General features: G+C 70.8%; 15 protein-coding genes. 7 read left to right on the top strand and 8 right to left on the bottom strand.

What is annotated here, in order from left to right:
- Nucleotides 1-22: 22 nt before the first annotated feature.
- Entirely contained in the window at nt 23-517 is a 495-nt protein-coding gene (locus ACQP03_RS10300; RefSeq protein WP_357123271.1) for an SMI1/KNR4 family protein, read from the top strand.
- A 28-nt stretch (nt 518-545) separates the two neighbouring features.
- On the opposite strand, the gene ACQP03_RS10295 is transcribed toward ACQP03_RS10300, so the two are convergent.
- Nucleotides 546-1,571, bottom strand: a complete 1,026-nt coding sequence (locus ACQP03_RS10295; RefSeq protein ID WP_357123268.1) for an XRE family transcriptional regulator — start codon at nt 1,569-1,571, stop codon at nt 546-548.
- 213 nt (nt 1,572-1,784) lie between these two features.
- On the opposite strand from ACQP03_RS10295, the gene ACQP03_RS10290 reads away from it, so the two are divergent.
- The 4 genes from ACQP03_RS10290 to ACQP03_RS10275 all read left to right on the top strand — a co-directional run bounded on the left by ACQP03_RS10290 (nt 1,785) and on the right by ACQP03_RS10275 (nt 19,803).
- Entirely contained in the window at nt 1,785-7,850 is a 6,066-nt protein-coding gene (locus tag ACQP03_RS10290; protein ID WP_357171425.1) for an RHS repeat-associated core domain-containing protein, read from the top strand.
- A 33-nt stretch (nt 7,851-7,883) separates the two neighbouring features.
- Nucleotides 7,884-13,769, top strand: a complete 5,886-nt coding sequence (locus ACQP03_RS10285; protein WP_433460833.1) for an RHS repeat domain-containing protein — start codon at nt 7,884-7,886, stop codon at nt 13,767-13,769.
- A 45-nt stretch (nt 13,770-13,814) separates the two neighbouring features.
- Nucleotides 13,815-18,437: a LamG domain-containing protein gene (locus tag ACQP03_RS10280; RefSeq protein WP_357394122.1), complete on the top strand. Its 4,623-nt coding sequence runs from the start codon at nt 13,815-13,817 to the stop codon at nt 18,435-18,437.
- An 82-nt stretch (nt 18,438-18,519) separates the two neighbouring features.
- Nucleotides 18,520-19,803 carry a hypothetical protein gene (locus ACQP03_RS10275; protein WP_357394121.1) on the top strand — a complete coding sequence of 428 codons (1,284 nt, stop codon included), beginning with the start codon at nt 18,520-18,522 and terminating at the stop codon, nt 19,801-19,803.
- Nucleotides 19,804-19,861: 58 nt separating this feature from the next.
- Here the strand turns inward: ACQP03_RS10275 and ACQP03_RS10270 are convergent, their stop codons facing one another.
- Nucleotides 19,862-20,332 carry a GNAT family N-acetyltransferase gene (locus ACQP03_RS10270; protein ID WP_357394119.1) on the bottom strand — a complete coding sequence of 157 codons (471 nt, stop codon included), beginning with the start codon at nt 20,330-20,332 and terminating at the stop codon, nt 19,862-19,864.
- Between the two features lie 122 nt (nt 20,333-20,454).
- Here ACQP03_RS10270 and ACQP03_RS10265 point away from each other — a divergent pair, with 122 nt between their 5' ends.
- A complete protein-coding gene (locus tag ACQP03_RS10265) occupies nt 20,455-20,853 on the top strand; it encodes a DUF2809 domain-containing protein (protein WP_357123246.1) in 399 nt (132 codons plus the stop codon).
- Nucleotides 20,854-20,905: 52 nt separating this feature from the next.
- Nucleotides 20,906-21,241: a hypothetical protein gene (locus ACQP03_RS10260; RefSeq protein WP_357394117.1), complete on the top strand. Its 336-nt coding sequence runs from the start codon at nt 20,906-20,908 to the stop codon at nt 21,239-21,241.
- A 49-nt stretch (nt 21,242-21,290) separates the two neighbouring features.
- Here ACQP03_RS10260 and ACQP03_RS10255 read toward each other — a convergent pair whose 3' ends face one another.
- From ACQP03_RS10255 to ACQP03_RS10230, 6 genes are all read right to left on the bottom strand, one after another.
- Nucleotides 21,291-21,722 carry a DUF6196 family protein gene (locus tag ACQP03_RS10255; RefSeq protein WP_357394115.1) on the bottom strand — a complete coding sequence of 144 codons (432 nt, stop codon included), beginning with the start codon at nt 21,720-21,722 and terminating at the stop codon, nt 21,291-21,293.
- A 70-nt stretch (nt 21,723-21,792) separates the two neighbouring features.
- The gene (locus tag ACQP03_RS10250; RefSeq protein WP_357123237.1) at nt 21,793-22,260 is read right to left on the bottom strand and encodes a nuclear transport factor 2 family protein; all 468 of its coding nucleotides are present in this window, start codon (nt 22,258-22,260) and stop codon (nt 21,793-21,795) included.
- Between the two features lie 95 nt (nt 22,261-22,355).
- Nucleotides 22,356-22,802 (bottom strand): hypothetical protein, encoded by a 447-nt coding sequence (locus tag ACQP03_RS10245; protein WP_433460832.1) that lies wholly within the window; start codon nt 22,800-22,802, stop codon nt 22,356-22,358.
- A gap of 156 nt (nt 22,803-22,958) precedes the next feature.
- Nucleotides 22,959-23,483, bottom strand: a complete 525-nt coding sequence (locus ACQP03_RS10240; protein ID WP_433460831.1) for an SRPBCC family protein — start codon at nt 23,481-23,483, stop codon at nt 22,959-22,961.
- 129 nt (nt 23,484-23,612) lie between these two features.
- Nucleotides 23,613-24,230 (bottom strand): response regulator transcription factor, encoded by a 618-nt coding sequence (locus ACQP03_RS10235; protein WP_357123227.1) that lies wholly within the window; start codon nt 24,228-24,230, stop codon nt 23,613-23,615.
- Nucleotides 24,231-24,238: 8 nt separating this feature from the next.
- On the bottom strand, nt 24,239-25,438 hold the full coding sequence (locus ACQP03_RS10230; protein ID WP_357394110.1) for a sensor histidine kinase: 1,200 nt from the start codon (nt 25,436-25,438) through the stop codon (nt 24,239-24,241).
- Nucleotides 25,439-25,450: the final 12 nt, after the last annotated feature.

Raw genomic sequence — 25,450 nt, 5'->3', positions numbered from 1 at the left:
GTTCAGCGACTACCGTCAGCGCGTGCTCGATCCCACGATCATCTTCGACGCCTCCGATCCGCTGGAAAGTCCGCTCACCGACGAGGTTCTACGGCAGGTGGAGGCACAGCTCGGCCGCAAGCTACCCGCCGCGTACGTCGACCTGGCCCGGCGACACAACGGCGGATTGTTGGCTCGTGACGCCTACCCCTCGCCCAGCCGAACCTCCTGGTCGGCGAACTACGTCGCGGTGGACACCCTGGCGGCGATCGGCCGGACCGCGCCCTTCAGCCTGTGCGGCGAGCTCGGGAGCGCGTTCTGGATAGCCGAGTGGGGCTACCCCGACATTGGTATCTACATCGCCGACTGCCCCTCAGCGGGCCACGACATGATCGCCCTTGACTACCGGTCCACGGGCGAGCCGACAGTCGTGCACGTCGACCAGGAGTGGGATTACCAGATCACTGTCCTCGCCCCCGATTTCGAGACGTTCCTGGGCGGCCTCGTCGACGACACGGATTTCGATGAGGACGATTGATCGTCCGCTCGGCAACCACGGCAGTGATTCAGGACGATCGGCCTGCCTGTTTCGTCGCGACGAACAGAAATTCCTGGTCCAGGGCCCCGGTGCAGTTCGCCTGCATCGCCTCGGCGCCGGGGTTCACATCGGCCGGGCCCCCGAGCGCCCCAACGCAGAGACCACTGTGGATCGGACGTAGCCGATAGCCGCCGGGCACCGGCACGTTTGTGGCCTCCAACAGGTACCGCTGGTGGGCGGCACCGGTGCAGTTGTCCGGCGCCAGCAACGCGCCGTCCCCCGTCAGCGCCTCGTCGACGGTCAGACAGCCCGCGCCCTCCTTCGGATGGTGCCATTCGATCTCGTAGACCCCGACACCGACCGCTTTGAGGAAGGTGTCCGGGGAGATCCGGTCGCACGCCCGTTGCACCGCCAGCGGCCGGTCGGTACGGCCGTTACGCTCCCGCCCCTCGCCCAGGCACAGGTCACGATCCCGCACGTGCGCGGGTTGGATCAGGTACCAGCCATCGGGCAGGGCGGCAGTCGCGGGCGTGGAAGCCCCGGAGGATTCCACGGCACGGCCACCCGAGCCGTTCGAGCCGTCTGAGCCGAGGGCGCCCTTCCAGGCCAACGCCGTGCCGGAGCCGATCACGGCGGCGAGGGCGGCGATCACCACGATTGCCCTCCTCGACCGTCGCGGCCGAGCAGCCGGCGCGGGCGGCGCGACCGGTTCCGCGGCGGCCACCCCGGCCTCCTCGACGGGATCCGGAGAACCGCTCGAGATCGGCCCGACGGCAAGCCGGTTACGGACCGCGACCCAGCGGGCCGCGGCGGCGTCGCCGAGTCCGCAGGCTCTCGCAAAGGACTGCACCACCTGTTGCCGGGGCAGGGTCGTACGGCTCAGAGCCGACGCGATCGTGCTCGACGGCAGGGCGTCCCCTGAGGCGTCGGCCTTGGCCGCGAGTTCCCGGTACGTGAGGCCGGACCATTCCCGCAGGGCCCGCAGCGCCGTCACGAACTCGGCCGGGTTCGTCGCCTCGTCGGGGTTCGGCGGCTGCGTTCCGGCTTCGGACATTCGACTCCCCCATGCGTCGATCGGACTCGATCGAGGTTAACGATCCTAGTCATCTGACGCTCGCCGTGCGGGCCCGTTCGGGACTGTCCCGAACGCGCCGGATCCGTTGCCCACGGCGACGTCCGACGCCCAGTGTCCTAGTCGGATGGCCGATCCGGCGCGTGCGGGGCAACCGGCTTGTTCGCAGTCACCACTTCACGCGGGGGGAACAGGATGCCCATACCAGGTACCCGTCGGATCGGCTGGATACGCGCCGGTCGTGGCTCGCTGGCCGGCGCTCTCGTCCTGGCGCTGGTCATCAGTTTGGCCGGGGCGGCGCCCGCACAGGCCGGGCCCGCCGCCGGCCGCCCCCGCTCCCCCGCTGCCAAGAACCCGGTCGCGCCGGTCAAGGGGACGTCGGCACCGGCCCGCCCGCGTGCTGTCGACCTGGAGGAGCAGGCCGCGCTGCGTAAGGCGGCCCGCGCTGAGTGGCCGTCCGCCGCCGCCGTGGACGTACCCGTCGCCGCCGCCGTCCGGCCGATGTCGAGCGAGCCGGAGATCTCCCTCGCCCGGGCCGGTGCGCTACCTCTGTGGGTCGGATCGCCCACCGGGGCCGGCACGGTGCGCGTCGAGCTTCTCGGCCAGGACGCCGTCCGAGCGGCCGGGTTGACCGGCCTGCTCATCCGACTCTCCCGCCGGGACGACACGGCCCGGACGCAGGTGAGCATCGACTACTCCGGCTTTCGTACCGCCTACGGCGGTGACTACGGCTCCCGGCTGCGGCTGGTCCGGATGCCCGAGTGCGCGGCCACCACGCCGGCCGCCCCCGGTTGCCGCACCGGCACGGCGGTTTCCAGTCGCAATCAGCCGGCCACCGGTCGGGTCGAGGCCCGGGTGCCCGACGGCTTGTACGCGCTCACCGCCGGGCCGTCCGGCGGCGCCGGCAGCTACCAGGCCACCTCGCTCTCACCGACAGCCACCTGGGAGGTCGGCCTCCAGTCCGGAGACTTCACCTGGTCGTACCCGATCGACACGCCGGAGGTCCCCGGCGTCGAGCCCGACCTAGCCTTGAACTACTCGTCCGGTTCTATCGACGGGCGGGTGGCCGCCAACAACAACCAGCCGTCCTGGGTGGGCGAGGGCTTCGAACTTCAGTCCGGCTTCATCGAGCGCTCCTACAAGCCCTGCTCGACCGAGCCCGCCTCGCCGGTGGGAGACCTCTGCTGGGGCAGTGACAACGCGATCGTGTCGCTGCCCGGCGCGGCCGGCGAGCTGGTCCTGGACGACACCAGCCGCACCTGGCGGATGGCCGACGACGACGGCTGGCGGGTGGAGCGGTTGACCGGCGCCGTCAACGGCGACGACGGCGACGACAGGACCGACAGCCGCGACGGCGACAAGGGCGAACACTGGCGACTCACCGCACCCGACGGCACCCAGTACTACTTCGGCCTCAACCGGCTACCGGGTTGGGCCGCCGGCCGGGCCGAGACGAACTCGACCTGGACGGTGCCAGTCTTCGGCAAGGAGCCCGGGGCCTGGTGCTACCGGGGCACCCCCGCTGACGCCTGGTGTCAGCAGGCGTACCGCTGGAACCTCGACTACGTCGTCGACCCGCACGGCGACGCCATGTCCTACTACTACCGCCCCGAGACCAACCACTACGGCCGCAACGCCACCGCCACCGCGCCGACCCCCTACGTCCGGGGCGGCCAGCTCGACCGCATCGAGTACGGCCAGCGCGCGGACACCCTGTTCACCGTGCCGGCCGCCGCCCGCGTGGTGTTCGCCCCGGCCGACCGTTGCATCCCGGGGAGCAGCTGCGTCACCTCCCAGCCGCAGAACTGGCCGGACACCCCACTCGACCAGGCCTGCACGTCGACCGGGACGTGCCAGGTCTTCGCCCCCACGTTCTGGTCCACCAAACGCCTCGACCGGGTCACCACGCAGGTGTACACCGCCGGCGCCTACCGCGACGTCAGCTCCTGGCAGCTCACCCAGTCGTACCCCCGGCCACAGGACCAGACCAGCCCGCCGCTGTGGCTGGACGCGATCCGGCAGTCCGGTCACGTCGGTGGCACCACCACGCTGCCGCCGGTCACCTTCGACGGGCAGACCTGGCCGAACCGGGTGGACACCGCTGACACCGTGCAGGCGCTGTACAAACGCCGGATCAGCGCCGTGCACACCGAGACAGGTGGCCAGATCTCGGTGGCGTACGCGCCGGTGCAGTGCCGGCCCGGGGGCCTGCCGGCCGAGGACGACAACAACCGGCGCTGTTTCCCGGTGTACTGGGGCATCGGGTCCGCCACCCGGCTGGAGTGGTTCCACAAGTATGCCGTCAGCCAGGTGACCGAGGAGGACCTGGTGGGTGGCAACCCGCCGGAGATCACCTCTTACGAGTACGACATCGGCGGGCACGCCTGGCACCACGACGACGCCGAACTGGTCCCGACCGGCCGCAAGACCTGGGGGCAGTGGCGCGGTTACCGCACCGTGCGGGTACGCACCGGGGCCACCGGTGGTCAACGTTCCCTGACCGAATACGTCTTCATGCGCGGCATGAACGGCGACGTCAACAAGTCCGGTCCGCCGGACCAGGGCGTCCAGGTGGACGGTGTGCCCGACGATCCGCAGTGGAGTGGCTTGAACCGGGTGGTCACCACGTACGACGGCGACGGTGGTCCCTGGTTGCAGCGCAGGGTCTCCGCGCTGACCGGCGTACGGGCCACGGCCACCCGGGAGCGTACGGGGATGCAACCGCTCACCGCGTACCTGGTGACCGGCACCACCGAGCGGATCCTCACCGCGCTCAGTGACGGCTCGACCCGTACCACCGAGACCAACTACGGCTACGACCCCGACTACGCCGGGATGACCCGGGTCGAGGACAAGGGCGACCTGGCCGATCCGGGCGACGACACCTGCACCCGTACCTGGTACACCCGCAACCTGAAGGCGTGGATCACCGACACGGTGTCCCGGACCGAGACGGTGGCCGTGGGCTGCTCCACCACCCCGGCGTACCCGGACGATCTCATCTCCGACGAACGCGGCTACTACGACGGCCAGTTGGGCTGGGGTGCGCCGCCGACCGCTGGCGACGAGACCCGCAGCGAGGAGGCCGGCTCCTGGTCCGGCGGCCCGGTCTACGTCACCGCCGGCTCGACCGAGGTCGACGGGCACGGCCGGCCCACCGCCGTGGTCGACGCGTTGGGCCGCCGCAGCAAGACCGCGTACACGCCGGCACTGGGCGGGCCGACCACCCAGGTCAGCACCACCAACGCCCTGGGCCACACCACCACGAGCACCCTGGACCCGCTGCTGGGTAGCCCGGTCAGCACCGTGGATGCCAACGGGCGACGGACCGACCTGACGTACGACGCCCTGGGCCGGTTGCGCCAGGTGTGGCTGCCCGGCCGGGCCAAGGACACCCAGAGCCCCAACAGTCGCTTCGAGTACGTCGTCCGCGCCGACGGGACCAGCGCCACCCGCGCCGAGACCCTGACCGGGGACGCCGGCGGCGGTTACCGATCCGCGTACACCCTCTACGACGGCTTCCTGCGTCCCCGGCAGACCCAGACGGCTTCCCCCGCCGGCGGCCGGATCATCACCGACACGTTCCACGACGGCCACGGCCGTGTCGACCGCACCTACGACGACTACTGGGAGGCCAGTCGCGACCCGGTCCCGGAACTGTTTCGGCCGACCGGCAGCGTGCCCGGCGAGACCCGGTACGGCTACGACGGAGCGGACCGGGAGACGGTGGAGATCTTCCTGTCCCACGGCGTCGAGCAGTGGCGCACCGGCACCGCGTACGGCGGCAACTGGACGTCGGTGGACCCGCCCGACGGCGGCACCGCCACGACGACGGTCGTCGACGCCGACGACCGGGTCACCGCCCTGCGGCAGTACACCGGCGGGTCACCCACCGGCGCCTACGACGAGACCCGGTACACGTACACCAGGGGCGGTGAGCTGGCCACCGTCACCGACCCGGCCGGCAACGTCTGGCGTTACTCCTACGACCTGCGCGGCCGCCGGATCCACACCGAGGACCCGGATACCGGTACCTCGACCTCCCGCTTCGACGACGAGGACCAGCTGACCAGCGCCACCGACGCCCGCGGGCACACCGTCGCCAGCACCTACGACCCGCTCGGCCGCCCCACCGGCCGGTACGACGGTTCCCCGGACGGCACGAAGCTGGCCGACTGGACCTACGACACGCTGCCCGGCGGTATCGGGTTGCCCACCGCGGCCACCCGGTACGCGGGCGGCGACACGTACCGGTCGGAGACCCTGGGCTACGACCCGGCGGGTCGGCCGACCGGAACCGCCGTCACGGTCCCGGCCGCCACGGCCGGGCAGACCGAGCGGTACGCCAGCACGTTCAGTTACAACGCGGCGGGGGCGGTCACCTCCGCCAGCCTGCCGGCCGTCGGCAGCCTCGGTGGCGAGACGGTCACCTACACCTACAACTCCCTCGGTCTGCCGGCCACGATGACCTCGCGGACCGCGTCCGGCGGCAGCGTCACCTACGTCAACGACACCGCGTACGACCCGCTGGGTGACGTCGAGTCGTACCAGCTCGGCGGCCCGGAGGCGGTGCTGCTGCGGACCTTCGGCTACGAGACCGGCAGCCGCCGGCTGAGCACCGCGCAGGCAATCGGCGTGGGCACCGAGGACGCCACCATGGTCAGCGACGTCAGCTACCGCTACGACGACGCCGGCAACGTCACCTCCATCGCCGATGCCGCGGTCGGCGACACCCAGTGCTTCCGCACCGACTACCTGCGCCGGCTCACCGAGGCGTGGACCGCCACCGACGAGTGCGCCGCCAACCCCAGCCTGTCCGTCCTCGGCGGGCCGGCCGCCTACTGGCAGTCGTACCGGTTCGACAAGGTCGGCAACCGTACCGAGGAGGTCCGGCACGACGCCGCCGGCGACACCCGTCGGACGTACGACTATCCGGCCGCCGGCACCGCCCAGCCGCACACCCTGCGGTCGGTCATCACCACCGGGCCGGCCGGCAACCGGACCGACACCTTCGGCTACGACCCGGACGGCAACACCACCACCCGGGCGGTGGCCGGCAAGGACCAGACCCTGACCTGGGACACCGAGGGCAACCTGACGGCGATCACCGAGGGCGGCCGGACAACCTCCTTCGGGTACGACGCCGACGGCAACCGGGTGCTGCGCCGCGACGCCACCGGCACCACGTACTTCCTGGGCAACGCCGAGCTGTTCCGCCCGGCGGCCGGTGGCGGCGCCCTCGGCACCCGCTACTACGGCCAGGACGGCGACGTGATCGCCGTACGGACCGCGGACAACCGGCTCAGCTGGTTGGTGGACGACCACAACGGCACCGCCGGGGTGGCGGTGGACGCGGTCACCCTGACCCCGACCCGGCGCTACAGCCTGCCGTACGGCGGGAGCCGTGGCGCCGCGGCGAGCACCTGGCCCGGTCAGCGGGGCTTCGTCGGCGGCACCGTGGACGCCGGGGTCGGCCTGGTGCGGATCGGCGCCCGCGAGTACGACCAGGAGACCGGCCGGTTCCTCTCCGTCGATCCGGTGATCGACGAGTCCGACCCGCAGCAGATGCAGGGCTACGCGTACGCGAACAACAGCCCGGTCACCTACTCCGACCCGGATGGGCTGCGTCCCGACTGCGGCACCGGTAAGGGCTGCACCCAGTTCAACAAGACGCACCGCTACAACGGCAAGAAGTACGTCAAGAAGCCCAAGCCCAAGCCGAAGCCCAAGGCCAAGGCCGTGCGCCGGCCGGCGGCCGGGCCGAAGTCGGCGCGGGACCGACTGCTGGCCAAGGACAAGCAACTCGACGATCGCGACAAGCGCGGCAAGGTCAAGCCGAAGACGGCTAAGAAGAAGGAGAAATCCGACGACGGTCGCCCTTGTGCGTGTCTCACCGGGGGCCAACGTGGAAAACGCGACGGTAAACACTCCTTCCTCCAAGGCAAGAATGCTGCGGAGCTGGATGAGATGTACAAGCAGGCGCGGAAAGACCGGAACTTCGACCTAGCGAAAAAGATCAAGGAACATCAGAAAAACACGGGCTCCCGCAATTACGGAAACTCCAATAATTCGCGAACGGCCAAACCCAAGGCATCGCCGACACCTGCGCCGACGGCAACACCCCAGACCAAGTTCGAGCCGCCACGTGTTCGACCGGACGAGGGCGTGATAAAGACGGTCGTCATCTCATTGCTGGGAATCGGACTGGGAATTCTCGCTGGGATCGGCTGCGCCGGAACCGGTGGGGCCGCCTGCAGCTGATCGGCATCGCGTTCCTATTCGAATGACGACCAGATGTCCCGGGAGGTCCTGGTGCGCGTACGAAATTGTTGGTTGTTGGTTGTGGCGGTGGTTGTCGCGACGGTGGTGGCCTCGGCGCCGCCAGGGCTGGCTGCTCCGGCCGCTGGGTCGGCGGAGGGCAAGGGTTGGTCGGGGAAGCCGGCGCAGCGGGTGCTGGCCCAGCCGCGCGGGGCGGACCCGGAGGCGAAGGTCGCCCTGCGTAAGGCACCCGAGGTGGTCTGGCCTGCAGCCGGCATCGCCGAGGTGCTGGTGCCGCGTGAGGTCGGCGGGCTGGCGCGCGACGACGCGTCGGCGTTGGTGCGGGCCGGCGCGCTGCCGGTGAAGGTGGGCGCGTCGACGGTGGTCGCCGGGGCGGCCACCGACCCGGGCACGGCGCGGGTGGAGGTCTTCGACCGCGCCACCACCGCCCGGGTCGGCGCACGGGGGATGGTGCTGCGGATCGGCCACACCGACAAGGTGACCCGGCAGACCACGGTCGAGGTCGACTACTCGGGCTTTCGGCAGGCGTACGGCGGTGACTACGCCAGCCGCCTCGGGCTGGTCCGGCTGCCCGACTGCGCCTTGACGACCCCGGCCGCGAAGGGGTGCCGGACCGGCACGGCGGTGCCGAGCCGCAACGAGGTCGACAGCGGCCTGCTGCGCGCCGAGGTCGGCGACGGACTCTACGCCGTGACCGCCGCCCCCGAAGGCAGCGCCGGCAGTTTCCGCCCCACCTCGCTGGCCCCGTCCGCCACCTGGCAGGTAGGCCTGCAGAGCGGCGACTTCAGCTGGTCCTATCCGGTGAGCACGCCGAACGTGCCCGGCCCGACGCCGGAAATCGCGTTGCGTTACTCGTCGGGTTCGGTCGACGGGCGGGTCGCGTCCACCAACAACCAGCCGTCCTGGCTCGGTGAGGGGTTCGACTACCAGCCCGGCTTCATCGAACGGTCGTACGTCCGGTGCGGCGACGACGGCGGGCCCACGACCAGCGGCGACCTGTGCTGGGCGACGGACAACGCCACGGTGGTGCTGCCGGGCCTCACCAGTGAGCTGGTCTACGACGCGGGCAAAGATCTGTGGCGGGCTGAGCAGGACGACGGCTGGCGGGTCGACCGACTCGGCGGAGCGCCGAACGGCGCCCGCGACGGCGAGTACTGGCGGCTGGCCTCACCCGAGGGCACCCTGTACTACTTCGGTCGGGAGCGGCTTCCGGAGGGCAGCGCGAGCAGCCCGACCACCGGGTCCACCTGGACCGTCCCCGTCTTTGGCAACGGCACCGGCGAGCCCTGTCACGGCGCCACCTTCGAGGCGTCCTGGTGCCAGCAGGCGTACCGGTGGAACCTGGACTTCGTCGTGGACCGCCACAACGACGTGATGTCGTACTGGTACGCCCCGGAGACCAACCACTACGGCCGCGCGGGGCGGACGGACCTGCCCACCCCGTACGTGCGGGGCGGGCAACCGACCCGGATCGACTACGGGCAGCGGATTGGTTCCGTCTACACCGCGCAGCCCGCGGCCCGGGTGGTGTTCACTCCGGCCGACCGGTGCGTTCCGGGCACCAGTTGCGTCCGTTCCCAGCCGCAGAATTGGCCGGACACGCCGTGGGACCAGTGGTGCGACACGACCGGGTGCCTGGTGCTGTCACCGACGTTCTGGTCCACCAGGCGACTCTCGAAGATCACGACTCAGGTGGTCACCGGCGGCGCGGCCCGGGACGTGGACTCCTGGACCTTCGGCCAGTCGTACCCGGTGCCCGCGGACCGGCAGCCGGCGGCGCTGTGGCTCGACTCGATCACCCGGGCGGGCCTGGTCGGCGGGACCGCCACCCTGCCGGCGGTGACCTTCGACGGGCAGCCGGCGGAGAACCGGGTGGACCGGGCCGACACCCGACCGGCCATGTACAAGCGGCGGATCAGTTCCATCTACACCGAGACCGGCGGGCTGATCCAGGTCGCGTACCAGCCGACCGAGTGTCGGGCCGGGACCGTGCCCGCCGTCGACAGCAATGAGAAGCGGTGCTTCCCGGCGATCTGGGGGACCACGCCGACCGAGGACTGGTTCCACAAGTACGTCGTGAGTCAGGTGACCGAGTCCGACCTGGTCGGCGGCAACCCACCGAAGACCACCTCCTACGAGTACGTGTTCGGCGGGTCCGGCTGGCATCACGACGACGCCGAACTGGTGCCGGCCGGACGCAAGAGCTGGGGACAGTGGCGCGGCTACCAGCGGGTGAAGGTCCGCACCGGCGCGGCGGGCGGTCGGCGCACGCTGACCGAGCACCTGTTCATGCGGGGCATGGACGGGGACGTCAACCGCACCGGCCAGCCCGATCAGGTGGGTGTCGATGGTGAGCCGGACCTACCGATGTGGCGGGGCTTCAACCGGTCCGTCACCGTCTTCGATGGCGACGGTGGTGCGCTCGTCAGCCGTACCGTCGCCGAGCCCCGCGACCTCGGGATCACCGCCCAGCGTCCCCGCGTCGGCGGGACCGGCGGAACGCTGGAGGCCCACCTGACCGACCTGGAATGGGAACGCGTCGAGACGGCACTGGCCGGCGGCGGTGTCCGAACCACCGAGCGGGCCTACACGTACGACGCCCGGGGCCGCCTGATCGAGACGCACGACCGGGGTGACGTGGCGGAGCCGGGTGACGACACCTGCTCCCGGGTCGAGTACGCCGAGAACACCACCGACTGGGTCGTCAGCGCGGTCAAGCGGGAGCTGACCCTCGGCGTGGCCTGCGACGCGGCCGGGGCGTACCCGACCGACCTGGTCGCCGAGAAGCGCTACTACCACGACGGCAACACGACGTGGGGCGCCCCACCGACCGCGGGTGACGTCACCCGGGTCGAGGAGGCGCAGACCGGGACCGGGGGTCCCACGTACGTCACCACCAGCCGGCGCACGCTCGACCAGCATGGCCGGCCCAAGCTGGTGTACGACGCGCTCGACGAACCCACCCGCACGACGTACACCCCGTCCGAAGGCGGACCGTTGACCCGTACGGTGGTCACCGACGCCCTCGGCTTCACGACCACGACGGAGTACGAGCCGCTGCGCGGTGTGCAGGCCAGCACGACCGACACCAACGGGGGCACCACCATCCGGGCGTACGACCCCCTGGGCCGGATCACACGGGTGTGGCGGCCGGGACGGTCGCTGAGCGCGCCGGCGAACGTCGAGTTCAGCTACACGGTGCGCAGCGACGGGCCGAGCGCCGTGCTGACCCGTACCCTGCTCGCCGGGTCGACCTACCAGAACAGCTACGAGATCTTCGATGGGCTCCTGCGGCAACGCCAGACGCAGCGGGACTCGCCCCGGGGCGGGCGGATCGTCACCGACACCCAGTACGACCCGCACGGTCGGGTCGCCGTGGTCGTCGGACCCCGGCACGACCCCGACCCCGTCAACGGAGCGCTGGCACCCGATCCGCAACTGGTGACGGCGCAGACGGTGTACGGCTACGACGGCGCGGACCGGCCGACCTCCACAGCGCTCCAGGTCCTCGGCGAGGACCCGGACCGGTGGCGCACCACGACGGCGTACGGCGGAGACCGGATCTCCACCACACCGCCGGCCGGTGGTACCGCCACCACCGAGGTCCTCGACGCCCACGGCCGGCGGTCGGCACTGCGGCAGTACGCCGGACCGACCCCGACCGGCGGTTTCGACGAGACCCTCTACCAGTACGCCAAGGGCGGCCAACTGGCGACGGTCACCGACCCGGCCGGCAACGTGTGGCGCTACGGCTACGACCTGAGCGGCCGGCGGGTGCGCGAGGAAGCCCCGGACACCGGTACGACGCTCACCGGTTACGACGCGCGGGGTCAGGTGACCAGCGTCCGCGACGGTCGGGGCCAGACGGTGGCGTACCGCTACGACCCGTTGGGTCGCCGCACCGGCGCGTACACCGGTTCGACCGACGGCCCCCAACTGGCCGAGTGGACGTACGACACCGCGACGCTCGGCAAGGGACTGCCGGCCTCGGCGGTCCGCTACGTGGCCGGTCAGCGGTACGAAACCCGGGTTGTCGAGTACGACCTGCGGGGCCGACGGACCGCGACCGCGGTGGTGATCCCCGCCACGGAGACCGGGCTGGCCGGCACCTACCCCACCACCTACACCTACAACGAGGGCGACCAGGTCACCTCCACCGGGTTGCCGGCCGCCGGGGACCTGCCGGCTGAGACCCTGCGCCAGGGCTACGACAACCTGGGCTTCCCGACGAGTCTGACCTCGCCGCTGGACAGCTACGTGGCCGGCACCAGCTACACCAACCTCGGCGAGCCCGAGGAGTCGACGCTCGGCCCGGCGGGTCAGCAGGTGGTGCGCGGCTTCGGCTACCAGGACGGCACCCGGGCCCTCACCCAGTCCACTGTGGTGCTGGGCGAGGACCTGCTGGCCGCCACGGTGCACGAGTACGACCCGGCGGGCGACCTGACCCGGGCAGCGGATCTGGCTACCGGCGATGACCAGTGCTTCCGCTACGACCGGTTGCGCCGGTTGACCGAGGCGTGGGCGGGTTCCGGCGACTGCACCGCCGACCCGGCGACCGGTGACCTGGCCGGCCCGGCGCCCTACTGGCAGTCCTACGCCTACGACCCGACCGGCAACCGGACCAGGGACGTGCGGCACGCCGTGGGGGGCGACGTCACCCGCACCTACACCTACCCCGCGCCGGGTGGGGCGCAGCCGCACACCCTACGGACCGTCGATACGACCGGCCCGACGGGCAACCGCTCCGACGGGTACGGCTACGACGCCGCCGGCAACGCCACCGGCCGGCCCGGTCAGTCGCTGACCTGGGACGTGGAGGGTCGCGTCGCGTCGGTGACCACGAACGGGCAGACCACCTCGTACATCTACGACGCGGACGGCAACCGGCTGATCCGCCGGGATGCGGGCGGTAGCACCCTCTATCTCGGCGACACCGAGTTGCGCCGCTCCGGCGCGGCGACGACCGGGAACCGGTACTACCGGCACGACGGGGAGACCATCGCGCTGCGGGTCAAGGGCGGCGTCACGCGGCTGATACCGGATCAGCGCGGCACCGCCGTACTCGCGGTCGACGCGGCGACGCGGCAGGTGACCCGCCGTCACACGCTGCCGTTCGGCGACCCGCGCGGTGGCCCGGTGAACTGGCCGGGCGGCCGGGGCTTCCTCGACGGCGGCGTCGACCCGCTCACCGGCCTGACCCACCTCGGCGCACGCGACTACGACCCCGGGTCCGGTCGGTTCGACGCCGCCGACCCGGTGGTCGACCACCAGGACTCACAGCAGGTCAACGGGTACGCGTACGCGAACAACAATCCGACCACCTTCACCGACCCGGACGGTCGCCGGGTCCGGATCCCGGAACCGTACGACAGCCTGTTCAAGCGACTGGGCGTCGCTGACCCGGTCCGGGTGGCATCGCAGTCGAGCACCGGCAAGCCCGTACCGAGGCCACAGTGCCATGGCGGCACCTGCTCCGTCACCGGGGTGATCAACGGGCCCGCACCGGTGCGGGAGTCCGACTCGTGGGTGATCGACCTGCCGATCTTCGAGGTCTATCCCCGCAACTACGGCCGGGACATCCGGGAGAGCCGGTGGAGCGCCTGCGACAGCGGCGATCCGGCGCCGGCGATCGCCTGCGCTCAACGGCCGGACCCGGCGCCCCGGGTGGTCTACCAGTGGCAGGAGCGCGACTGCGTGGGCTGGAACGACTGCCTCAGCCCACGGCCCTACGAGAACGTACGGACCGAGATCTACGACGACGAACCGGACGGTGGCCCGCCGCGCAACAGCATCGACATACAGCGTTTCCTGCACGGTGGCACGGGCGGCGGCACGGTCGGAGGCACGGGGCGCTCCGCCGGTGGCTGGCCGTCGAGCGGCGGCGTCTACTACCTCGGCTGACCACCCCGCACGCTCCGACCGGGAACCGCAGAACGGGAGAACACGATGGGACGACTGGCGTACGCCGCGGCTGCGGCCCTGATGGGGGCGGCGCTGCTGGTGGGACCGTCGGGTTCGACCACGACGCGGTCCCGGCCACCGGAGCCGCCCGGTGTCGGGCAGGACCTCTCGGCCATGGCCCGGGCCCGGCAGACCGGGCGGCCGGTCGAGGACACGGCGTCGGGATCGGCGAACCGGGAGGTCTTCGCCCACCCCGACGGCACCTACTCGGCCCGCATCCACGCCCGCCCGGTGCGCGCCCGCACCGGAGCGGGGTGGGTGCCGATCGACACCACCCTGGGCCGGCGGCCCGACGGACGGGTGGCGCCCCGGGCCACCACCGTCGACCTGACCCTGTCCGGCGGGGGTACCGGGGACCTCGCCGTGCTGCGCACCGCCACCGGGGCGGAGTTGGCGCTGAGCTGGCCCCAGCCGCTGCCCCCTCCGGTGCTCACCGCCGACACCGCCCGCTACCCGGACGTCATCCCCGGCGTGGACCTGCTGATGCACGCCACCGCCGCCGGCTTCTCCGAGGTACTCGTGGTCCGTACGGCGGAGGCGGCCCGGCGACCGGAGTTGGCGCGGATCCGGTTCGGGCTGCGGACCGCCGGCCTCACCGTCCGCACCGATCCGGCCGGCACGGCCGTGGCGGTGACCGCCGACGGTACGCCCGCGGTCACCTTCGGAACCGCCTGGATGTGGGACTCCTCCGGTGCCCGGCGGCGAGCCGCCACGACCGGGGTGTCCGGGCGGGCCGGGCGGGCCGAACCGGTGGTGTCCCGCGAGCGGGAGCCGGCACTCGGTGACCGGCGGGCCCGGATGGGTCTGCGCGTCGAGCGGGACTCCCTCACCATCGTGCCCGACCGACGCCTGCTGACCGACCCACGGACCACCTTCCCGGTGTATCTCGACCCGCCGCAGTCGGCCGACCGGCAGCACTGGCTCATGGTGGAGCAGGACCTCTCGTACTACGGCTGGTGGGACTCCGCCTACGACGCCCGGGTCGGCCGTGATCCGGAGGACTCGACGACGGACCGGTTCCGGTCGTACTTCCAACTGGACACCGGCTACCTGGCCGACAAGCAGATCAAGAAGGCGATCTTCACGCTCAAGGAGAAGTGGCGCTACTCGTGCAGCCCGGAGCCGGTGTTCCTCTGGACCAGCGCACCAATCGCGGCGACCGGGAGCTGGGACGCCAAGCCGGCGTTGCTGCGCAACCTCGGTTCCGTCAAGACACCCTCCGGGGACTGCGAGACGCTGGAGACGGTCGAGTTCGATCTCCATCCGTTGGTCACCGAGGCGGCTGCCGCACACCTGCCACAGGTCACCCTCGCCATCGCGTCGGACGAGTCGAGCGGTGGGAACGGCGGCAAGGTGTTCGACAACGACCCGTTCGTCGACGTCTGGTACAACAGTCTGCCGGCGGCGCCCACCCAGGTCAGCACCGCCCGCGTCGCCGGCTGCTCGGCCACCACCCCGGTCTACGTGGACACCCCCCGACCGGAGTTCCGGGTCCGGCTCTTCGACGCCGACGCCGGTCAGTCGATCTTCACCCGGTTCGAATGGCGCGAGGCCGGCTCGTCCTCGATCTCCTCTGCCGACTCGGACGCCCACGCCTCCGGACAGGAGGTGGCCGTACCCGTGTCGACCGCGCTCGAACAGGATCGTGTCTACGAGTGGCGGGCGTCGGCCTACAACAACGAGTTCGAAGGGGTGGTGGACGTCGGTCCGGCCAGCCCGTGGTGCCGGTTCGTCGTGGACACCACCGCACCGACCGGCAAGCCGACCGTGACCCGGGTCTGCGTCGGTGCCTGCCCCACGACGTTCAAGGTCGACCAGCCCGCACAGTTCCGCCTCGACGCCCGGGCCATGCCGGACGTCGTCGCCCTCGCCTACGCCCTCAAGGACAGGTCGGCCACCACCGTGCCTGCCGTCGACGGCCAGGCGACGATCACCGTCACCCCGGTCAAGACCCTGGACACCCTGCGGGTCTACGGGGTGGACCGGGCCGGCAACCGGAGTCAGTACACCGACTTCTCGGTGCTCGCGACCGGCCTGCCCGTCGAGGCGGCGGGCTGGCCGGTCGACCGCACCGACACCGGCGTCCTGGCCGACACCCGTACCGCCAACCCCATCACCCTGCGCGGCGGCTACTCCTGGCGGGAGGGCCAGTCCGGCGGCGACGCCATCGCGCTGGACGGTGCCGACGGCACCGGCGGACAGACGCCGGGGCCCGTCGTGCACACCAACACGAGCTTCACCGTCACCGCCTGGGTCCGGCTCGACGCTTCCGCCGACTGGCGGGTCGCGGTCAGCCAGTCCGGGATGAATTTCGCCGGCATGGAGCTGCGCTACGACGTGACCAACCGGTGGGCCTTCGTCATGCGTACCAGCGACACCGAGGCCGGCACCGAGGACGTCGCGCTGTCCAACACGCTGGCACAGGTCGCCGTCTGGACCCACCTCGCCGGCGTCTACGACCACGAGGCCGGCGAACTGCGCATCTACGTCGATGGACGGCTCGCCGGGCAGGCGCCCCACCGCAGCACCTGGGACGCCGCCGGTCCGTTCGTCGTCGGCTACCGCAACTGGTACGGATTCACGCCGTCGCGCTGGCAGGGCCTCCTCGACGACCTGCACGTCTATCCGTACGCCGCGTCCAGCCGTCGGGTCGCCGAGATCACTGGCGCCTTCGGCCGGTGGGGTCCGACCGCCTGGTGGCCGCTGGACGGCACCGACAGCGACGCCACCAGCGGCCAGCACACCCTCGCCCGGATCGGCGCCACCGGCTGGACCACCCGGAGGCAGGGCACCGACGCGCTGACCCTCGACGGCGTCGCCGCGCAGGCGTACACGGCGAACCCGGTCGTGCACACCGACGCCAGCTTCAGCGTCGCCGCCTGGGTGCGCCTGGACCGGGACGCCACCGCCGTAGCGGTCAGCCAGGACGGTCAGGTCGACAGCGGATTCGTCCTCGGCTACCGGGCCGGCGTGGGTTGGATCTTCGGCAGGAAACGCGCCGACAGCGCGGCCGACACGGTCCCGTCCGACGTCGCCGCGTACCGGGTGCCCCCGCAACTCGGCGTGTGGCTTCACCTCGCCGGGGTGTACGACCACGACCGGCGCCAACTGTCCCTCTACGTCAACGGCCGACTGGCGGCCACGGCCGGGCACGAAGCCACCTGGGACGCCCGTGGATCCTTCGCCCTGGGTCGGGGTCGGCTCGGCGGCCGGGACGTGTACTGGCCGGGCGCCCTCGACGAGGTGCACGCCGTCGGCGTCGCCACCGGCGCCGACCAGGTTCGGGAGTGGATGGCCAGTGACGTCCCGTACGGTGCGCGGGCAACGTGGGATCTGGACGATATCGCGGCGGGTGCCACCCGCAGGGACGCCACCGGCAACGGGCACACCCTCTTCGTCGCGTCCGGCGTGAGCACCAAGGCCGGCAAACGGGGCAGCGCCCTGGCGTTCCCCGGTACCGCCGGCGCGGCCGCCTGGACCGCCGGACCGGTCGCCCGAACCAACACCGGCTTCACCGTCGCGGCCTGGGTCAAGCTCGACCGCCTGGATCGTCCGGCCACCGCCGTCAGCCAGGACGGCGAGGCAGCAAGCGGGTTCAGCCTGGGCTATGACGCCACCTCGCAACGCTGGGAATTCGCCATGAGCAAGGAGGACGGTCCGACCCGGCCCGGCGGCAGCACCGTCGTCCGGTCGACCCAGTCACCGGTGGCGCAGACCTGGACCCACCTGGCTGCCACCTACGACGGCCTCAAACACGAGATCAAGCTGTACGTCAACGGCGAACTCGTCGGCACCGTCGCACACACCAGCACCTGGACCGCCACCGGACCGGCCGTCATCGGCCGCGCCATGGCTGGCGGTGGGCCGGTCAACTGGTTGCCGGGCGCGGTCGACGAGGCCCGCATCATCGACCGGACCTCGGCGCCCGAGGAGATTCGGGACCTGTTGGACGCCACCATCCTGGGGCCCGGCGCCTGGTGGTCGCTGAACGCCGGCACCGGCGTCAACGCCTCCGACGACTCCGGCAACGGTTTCCCACTCGCTCTCGTCGGCGGTGCGAGCTGGACGACCGGGCGGTGCGCCAACGCGCTCCAGTTGGACGGACACACCGGTGGGGCCACCGCGCCCGGTCCGGTCCTGCGCACCGACCAGAGCTTCACCGTGGCGGCCTGGGTCCGCCTCGACGGCGCGGGTGGTGACTTCGCCGCCATGAGTCAGGACGGCCTGCTCGCCAGCAGCTTCTACCTCGGTTACAACGTGAGGCTCAACAAGTGGTGGTTCATCCTGCCCACCGCCGACTCGGCGAACCCCGAGGACGTCGTCGCGTTCTCGACCGGTCCGGCCCGCTCGGGAGTCTGGACCCATCTGGCCGGCGTCTACGACGCGACCGCACACGTGATGCGGCTCTACGTCAACGGCGTGCCGTCGACGGCGACGGCGGTCAGCGCCAGCTGGGACGCCGTCGGCATGACCAGGATCGGCGCGGCCCAGTGGAACGGGAACCTGGTGGACCACTGGCCGGGGCTGATCGACGACGCACGGGCGCTCGCACGGGCGTCCAGCCAGGCAGACGTCCAGGCCATAATGGCCGGCTGCCCGGGTGGCTGATCCCCGCGGGCGGCCGATCCGCAGCGACCTCGGCCACCGGATTGTGCCGTGCCCCATGGTCGCGGGTGCGATACTCGCGGCCGTGAGTTCGCCGCTGAAAGCCTTCGCCGGGCTGCTCGACCGCTCCATCCGCGAGATGACCGCCCTGGCCACGGACGCCCGGGGCTTCGACGCGGCTCGGATCGGCCGCATCGCCGATATCTGGGACAACAACGCCGTACCTCTGGTGGGTGCGGCATGCGCTCCCAGGCCACTTCGATCCAGACGAGCGCGCGCCGGCCTACGGTGGATGGCTGACCTCGGTGCCGACCGACGCAGGCTGATGGTCGACCTGGACCCGAGCCTGGACAGGGTGCTCCCCATCGCGCAGCCGGACCGTTCCGTCCGTCGGGACTACCTGGGGCGCGTCTTCCCGGGCGTCTTCCGGCTGACCGAGGAAATCGTCGACGCGCTCGCCCGCGACTACGACCTCGCCGCCGGCAGCGTGCGCTCACTCACGGCCCGACCTTCGGATGCGGGAATGCAGGTACAGCTCACCCTGGCCACTCCACGACGGTTCACCCCCGCTACCGGACGCGTCTCGCGGGACGGGTCCCAGAAGCCCTGGCCGGCCGCGCCGCTGAGGTTCACCTTCGACGGGGTCACCGATCTGCGGTTCGACGCCGAGGACCGGGTCGGGATTGCCGTGAGCCACACCGACGCCGGGCCGGGGGTGACGATCGGGCGCACCGGTCGCCTGCGGGCGACCGAGGCTTCCGTCTGGCCCGACGACCGACGATGGTACGAGTCAACGGCCGGCCGGGCGGCCGACCTCGTCACCCCGCACACACGGCCGCACCGACGAAAGCCGGTACCGACGACGACCCTCACAGCACCGCAACAGGCCGCCGCCCAAGCGCTCGTCATGTTGCTGAACCACGCTCGGCTCGTCCACCACTATCCGAAGCGGGCCGCCGGCGTGCCGATCCTCGACATCTGCCGCATCGCGGCCGACGCGGGCAGCGCCATTCTCGCCGCGAGCACGCGTCGGGGCGCCGACCGGCAGGCCGCCTTCGCGGAGCTTGCTCGACGGTGGCGTCACGTACCCCCCGGGGTGCCGCCTGAGACGATCCGCTCCGGCCCGGTCGTGCTGCGTCACGCACGGTACGACGAGCCCCACGCCGACCACGACGTCCCTCAGCACGGCGGCGTCGTCCTCCTCGCCGCGGTGCCGGGCGCAGACCCCGAAGGACCGTGGGCTCTCGCCAGTGCGGAGATCGCCGAGCCGTCACGATTCCGGATAGCCAGCACCGCGTTCGACGACGGTCAGCACATCGACCGCGCCGAAGGAGCGTTACGCATGGGCGAAGCGCTCGTCGTCCGGTGAAGCGTCAACGACCACGGGGGCGCGCGGCATCACGTGATCGGCGGCGTACTGACCTGGCTTAGCTGGCGGCAGTCGCGGACGGTGAGTAGCTGTACACGACATAGCCCCGGTAGACCGCGATCTTGTCGTACAGAGCTCGGGCCTCGGCATCGACCTCGGTGTTCCAGTACAGGCGTGGGGATCCGTGCTGGTCGGCATCCCTCGCCACCCATTCGATCATTGCGGTGGCAATGCCTCGCCGTCGTACTTCGGGCGTAACGAACAGTTCGGCCAGATAGCACCTCCCGGCGCCCCAGACGCTTGCGTGGAACAGGTAATGCGCGATGCCGACCATCGTGCCGTCGAGCCGTGCGCAGATGCCCCGGATCTGCCCACCGTCCACCAGGCGTTGCCAGGTCCGTTCGTAGCCATCGTCGTCGACCTCGGTCGCGGGCCGACCCGGCCGGCCAGCCCAGTGCGCGTGGAAACTCCGGGTCAACGCTTCCCACTCGCCGCGGTCGAGGTGTGTCAACGGGCCGATACTCAGCACCTCGCCATCCTCACATCAATCCCAGGCCCCGGCGCACTCAGGACGAGGCCGTGTGTGGGAGCCCTCGATCGAGCCGAGAGGGAGTACAGGTCGCGGTCCGGCAAAGGGCTACCGTGGCGAGAATGTCGATCAAGCCCCGTACGGTGCGGTGGCTCATGCCCCTGGCCGCGCTGCTGTTCCTGGGCCTCGCACTGCTGATTCGCGCTGTCGACGACGGGGCGCTGCGGCAGTACTCCGGCACCGCGCTGTACGCGTCGATGGTCTGGGCCGCAGTGCTGTTCCTGTGGCCACGGATGGCGCCGATGCCCGCCGGGACCGTCGCCACGGCCTTCTGCTGGGTGGTGGAGCTCGCACAGCTGACCGGGGTGCCAGCCGAACTGTCGGCGCGGAGCCTCGCCGCGAGGCTCGCGCTGGGTGTGCAGTTCGACCCGGTCGACCTGGCCTGGTATCCGGTGGGCGTGGCTCCCCTGGTGGCGCTCCACCACCTGGTGCGCGCCCGCCACCGCACAACCGACGCGTGACATCGTGTCCCAGCGCCTCCGAAGTGCCCCATGGAGGTGGCTTAATGGTCGCGTGCTCACCTACGTCCGTTGGTACTCGGCGGATGACGACCGTTGGAACTACGAGGAGCTGGACGCTGATGGGTGGGCGCTGCGCCACGTTGAGGTGCGCGTATCGGACGGGGTCGTCGTTGCGGCAGCGTCGCTCGCAGAGGTGCTCATCGCTCGCGACTCAGGGATAGTGGGCGCGGTGGGCGCGTACGAACAGCGGTACGGGGTTGTGCCGGAGGCCCCGTTCCCGCTGCCCGCCGCCACGTTGGATCCCGCCTTGGAAAATGTGTCCCCCGGAAAATTCGAGCACCTGTGGCGAAATGCTCGTCGGCAACTGGAACGGCAGACCGGCACCTGACCCGCTCGTCCCGAGGTCATGTACGGCTGGAGGCCACCGCCGCTGTGGTCTACCGGCCGGCTCGCAGCTCACCCAGGACCTGTACGACCTCGGCGCGGACCTGCGTTGGGCAACCCCAGTAGTCGTAGATGCCACCGCGGTCGCCGTTGTGACCACAGATGACGAACACCCCGGTACCCAGCCGGCGCTTCAACTCGGTGGCCAGCCACCCGACGAACCCGCTGTTGTCCAGTTCCGGCGGGAAGTGGAACGAGAACACCGTGAAGCGTTCACCGTCGGTCGCCCCGCCTGGCGCCAGCCAGGACCACCGATCCTCGTCGCGCACCACGGCCAGCAGGTCAACCGTCAAGGCCGGTGGCTGAGTGAGCGGCGCCTCGAAAAACGACCACTCGCCGTCGAATATGACCAGTTCGGCGGCCGCTATGACGCGTCGCAGCCGCTGCGCGGTTTCGTCACGGGATTCCTGACTGATGCTGACCACGCAACGATCCTGCCCCAGGACGGCAGCCAACGCAGTCGCCCTCGACACACCGCTGCTGGCGAGGCGTGAATCAGGGTCGGGGCTCGCCGTCGATGGTGCCGCTCGTCTGCGGCCGGAGCGCGGTCAACAGGCTGTCGAGTTGACCCCACGCCCGCGCGCTGGCGACGTGGTCGATGTAATCCCGGGACTCGATAATGAGCCCATCGCGGATACGCATCACGAAGACGCACGGCACCGTGAAGGCCTCACCCGTCTCGGCGACCCGCCCCTGATAGGCAAACTCGGCGACAATCACCTCCGGGTCCGCGGTTTCATGAATCCTCACGTCGACCGGCTTACGGTTCAACGTCCGGCCCACCGGAGGCGCCGCGGTGAAATGCTCGTGCAGCTCGCTGCGGCTGCGCAGCGGTGGCGGATTGAGCGGGTGAAACGGATGCGTGACATGGGTCTGTTCGCCGTACAGGTCGGCCAGGTCTTCGTACGGACCGTCGCAGACACCGTTCACCAGTCGGAGGAACGTTTCGCGTGGACCAGTCATGCCGAGCTTCCTTCGAATCAGATAGATGTCACGCGTGTCATGCCGAGGACGAGATGCGGAGACGGCCGAGACCGCCGTCCAGCTACGAGACAGCCCTAGTCACCAGAGGAACCCCAGAAGTAGATCTCGCTGGGATTGCCGTCAGCGTCATGCAAAACCGCACACCGGCCGAACCAGCTTCGGTTAGCGAGAGGTTCGATCGCCTCCACGTGCGACCGAGTCAGCTTGCGGGTACCCAGGTACTCGATCGCCTCCGCCTCGATCACCGGCTGAATCGTCCCGTAGCCAGGCTCTTCACCGTCGGCCAAGATTCGCGACATATCCAGTATCGAGTGGGTACCGGACTCCTGGACGGATTCGTCCGCCCACAGCTCGGCCTCCGTCATCGGCCGATTCGGAAAATCCGCCGCCGACTTGCCGTACTCATACGGCACAGCCCACCAGTAGTCGCCGGTCTCGAAAACCTGCCGCCGCAGTCCGTCCAGCGCGACTTGGAGATCCGGCTGATATGCGACGTAGTAGCTCCACCCGGACGCACCCACGTTGCCCCCCCCCTTGATCTTGAAGCAAGATAGCCGGAAGGCAGGCTTGCGTCCATCCTCCGCAATGGCACCGAAAATTGATCAAATCGCCGCGTGGTGCGCGGTGCCCGGATTGCTTCGGCAACGAGAGGCCCGGAGCGAATAGGCGGAAGCGGGTCAGCGGCGATCTTGATCATGCGGCCCATGTTCCGGATCTTGCGCGCCTCTCATGGCTGAGCGAGGAAGCCCCGCCAGGGCGGCAGCAAGATAGATGTTGCGGCGTGCGATGAGGCGTTGCAGGTAGGGCCGCAGGATGAGGCTGGCAACGAGGGCGCCAACGGGTCCCATCGGCGCGGTGAACTCGATGACGTCGCGCATGAGGGTTGTCGAGGAGTCATCCGGGATCGACGTGAAGCTGTGCTCGTGGCGCCATCGGCCGAATGGGCCGCTGATCTGCTCGTCCGCGAAGCCGTGCGGCCGCCGGTAGTCAACGATCCGAACCGTCATCCGCCAAGGAAGGCCGAGATGCCGGGCCTCCCACGTGACGGCATCGCCGGCCGTCAACCGGCCGGTCGTCATGCCGCCGACCGCCCGCTCGGCACTACTTCCCATGGATTCGGTGTGCATATCAACATCGAGGCAGGCGTCGAAGACAGCTTCCGGGACGGCCTGAACGTGCGTAGTCAGCTCGATGCGCGGCATACCGCCACCGTAAGGTTCCCGTGGGCTCGGCGACCATGGCGTGGCTGGCGGCGCCTTGTCAGCGGCTTGAGCGTGCAGCCGATCGAGTTGTCAGGCGGCATTGTCCCCACGGTGCCGGTCGGGTTCGGGTCATTCGTACGTGACGAGTCCGGCGCGCTGGGCGAGCAGGGCCGCCTCGGTCCGGTTGGTGCAGCCGAGCCGGGTCAGGACCCGCGAGACGTAGCCCTTGATGGTGGCCTCGGTGAGGTGCAGGTGGGCCGCCAGTTGAGCGTTGGTCAGGCCGCGGCCCAGGCCGGTCAGGATTTCGCGGTCCCGTGCGGACAGTCCGTTCGGCAGCGTCACCGCCGGGTCGGCGGGCAGCAGGACCTGGGCCGCACCGGGCGGCAGGATCGTGTGGCCGGCGGCGGCGGTGCGGATGAGGTCGGCGAACTCACGCGGCGGCGTGGTCTTGAGTACGTACCCGCTGGCTCCGGCGCGCAGCGCGGCGGCCACATACCGATCGGCGGTGAACGTGGTCAGCGCCACCACGACCGGGGCCGGGTTCAGGGCGGCGATCTGCTCGGTGGCGACCAGTCCGTCGACGCCGGGCATGCGAAGGTCCATCAGGACCAGGTCCGGACGGTGCCGGATGGCGGCCTCGACCGCTGCGGCCCCGTCTGTCGCGGTGTCCACGACCTCGATGTCGCCGGCGCTCGCCAGGATTGTCCGCAGGTGAGCGCCGACAAACGGATCGTCGTCGGCCACCACGACCCGGATCATGACGGCCTGTCGGGTTGCGCACCGGGCAGCAGAGCCCGCAGCGTAAAGCCGCCCCCGGGCTCGGGTCCGGCCGCGAACGTGCCGCCGAGCAGTTCGACCCGACGCCGCAACCCGTGCAGCCCGGTCCCCGCTCCGGAAGCGGCCAGCCGCGCGTCCGCCGCCGACCGAACTACTCCGTTGCGGACAAGGACTCGCACGCCGCCGCCCTCGTACTGCACCCCGACCTCGACACGGGCACCAGGCGCGTGTTTGCGCACATTGGTCAGCGCTTCCTGGATGACCCGGACCACCGCCTGACCGACCGCCGGGGACACCGGCACCGGGGTACCGATCACCGCCAGGGCCGCCGCACCCACCAGTGGTCGCAGATCTGGCAGCGGCTCCGGCGCCGGCTCGGGGGCAGGCGGCTGCTCAGGCAGGACTCGGACCAGGTCGCGAAGGTCGTCGAGCGCGGCGCAGCCGGCCTCTCGGATCCGTTCGGCGGCAACCCGAGTCGCCTCATCGGCTGCGGTGAGCCCGAGCGCACCGGCCTCCAGCACGATGAGGCTGACCTGATGTGTCACCACATCGTGCATCTCGGCGGTAAGCCGGGCACGTTCACCTGCGGCGGCCCGCTCGGCCTCCGCGTACCGGTCGGCCTCGGCCCGCCGGGCCCGCTCGCGCAGCATGTTGATCATGCGGCGCCGCGCCGCCAGGTACAGGCCGGCAAAGACCGGCACACCGAGCAACACCAGGCTGGAACGGAGCCGCACCCACGAGAGCGGCCACGGTGCCGTGGCCGCAACCAAGAGAGCGACCACGGCCGCCCAACCCGACACGCGACGCCTCGCGTACACCGCGACCGCATAGGCCGCGAACGGGGCAGCCGAAGTGAGGAACACAACCGTGTCCTCACCCGGCCGGATCGAGCCGCCCGAGCCGATGGTCTCGACGGCGGCCAGGACGGCACTGCCAGCGAAAACAACCCAGGCCACGGTGACCGGTGCGCTCCGGCGCCACCACAGCGCGCCGGCCGCCGCCGCGAAGACCACCGCGGTGAGGCCGCCACCGCCCCGAAGATCGGCGGTCGTCCCGGCCAACAACACCAGTCCGGAGAGCAACGCAACCGCTACCACCGCAGCGTCGACCAACCGCTGCCTCGGCGGGTCATCCCGCTCGGCGACCGCATCCGACCCACTCAAGCTGGCTACCACCACGCGACAACCGTA

The sequence above is a fragment of the Micromonospora sp. CA-248212 genome (assembly GCF_050948405.1).
In the GTDB taxonomy this organism is placed as follows: Bacteria; Actinomycetota; Actinomycetes; order Mycobacteriales; family Micromonosporaceae; genus Micromonospora.
This window is presented reverse-complemented; position numbering and strand designations above follow the sequence as displayed.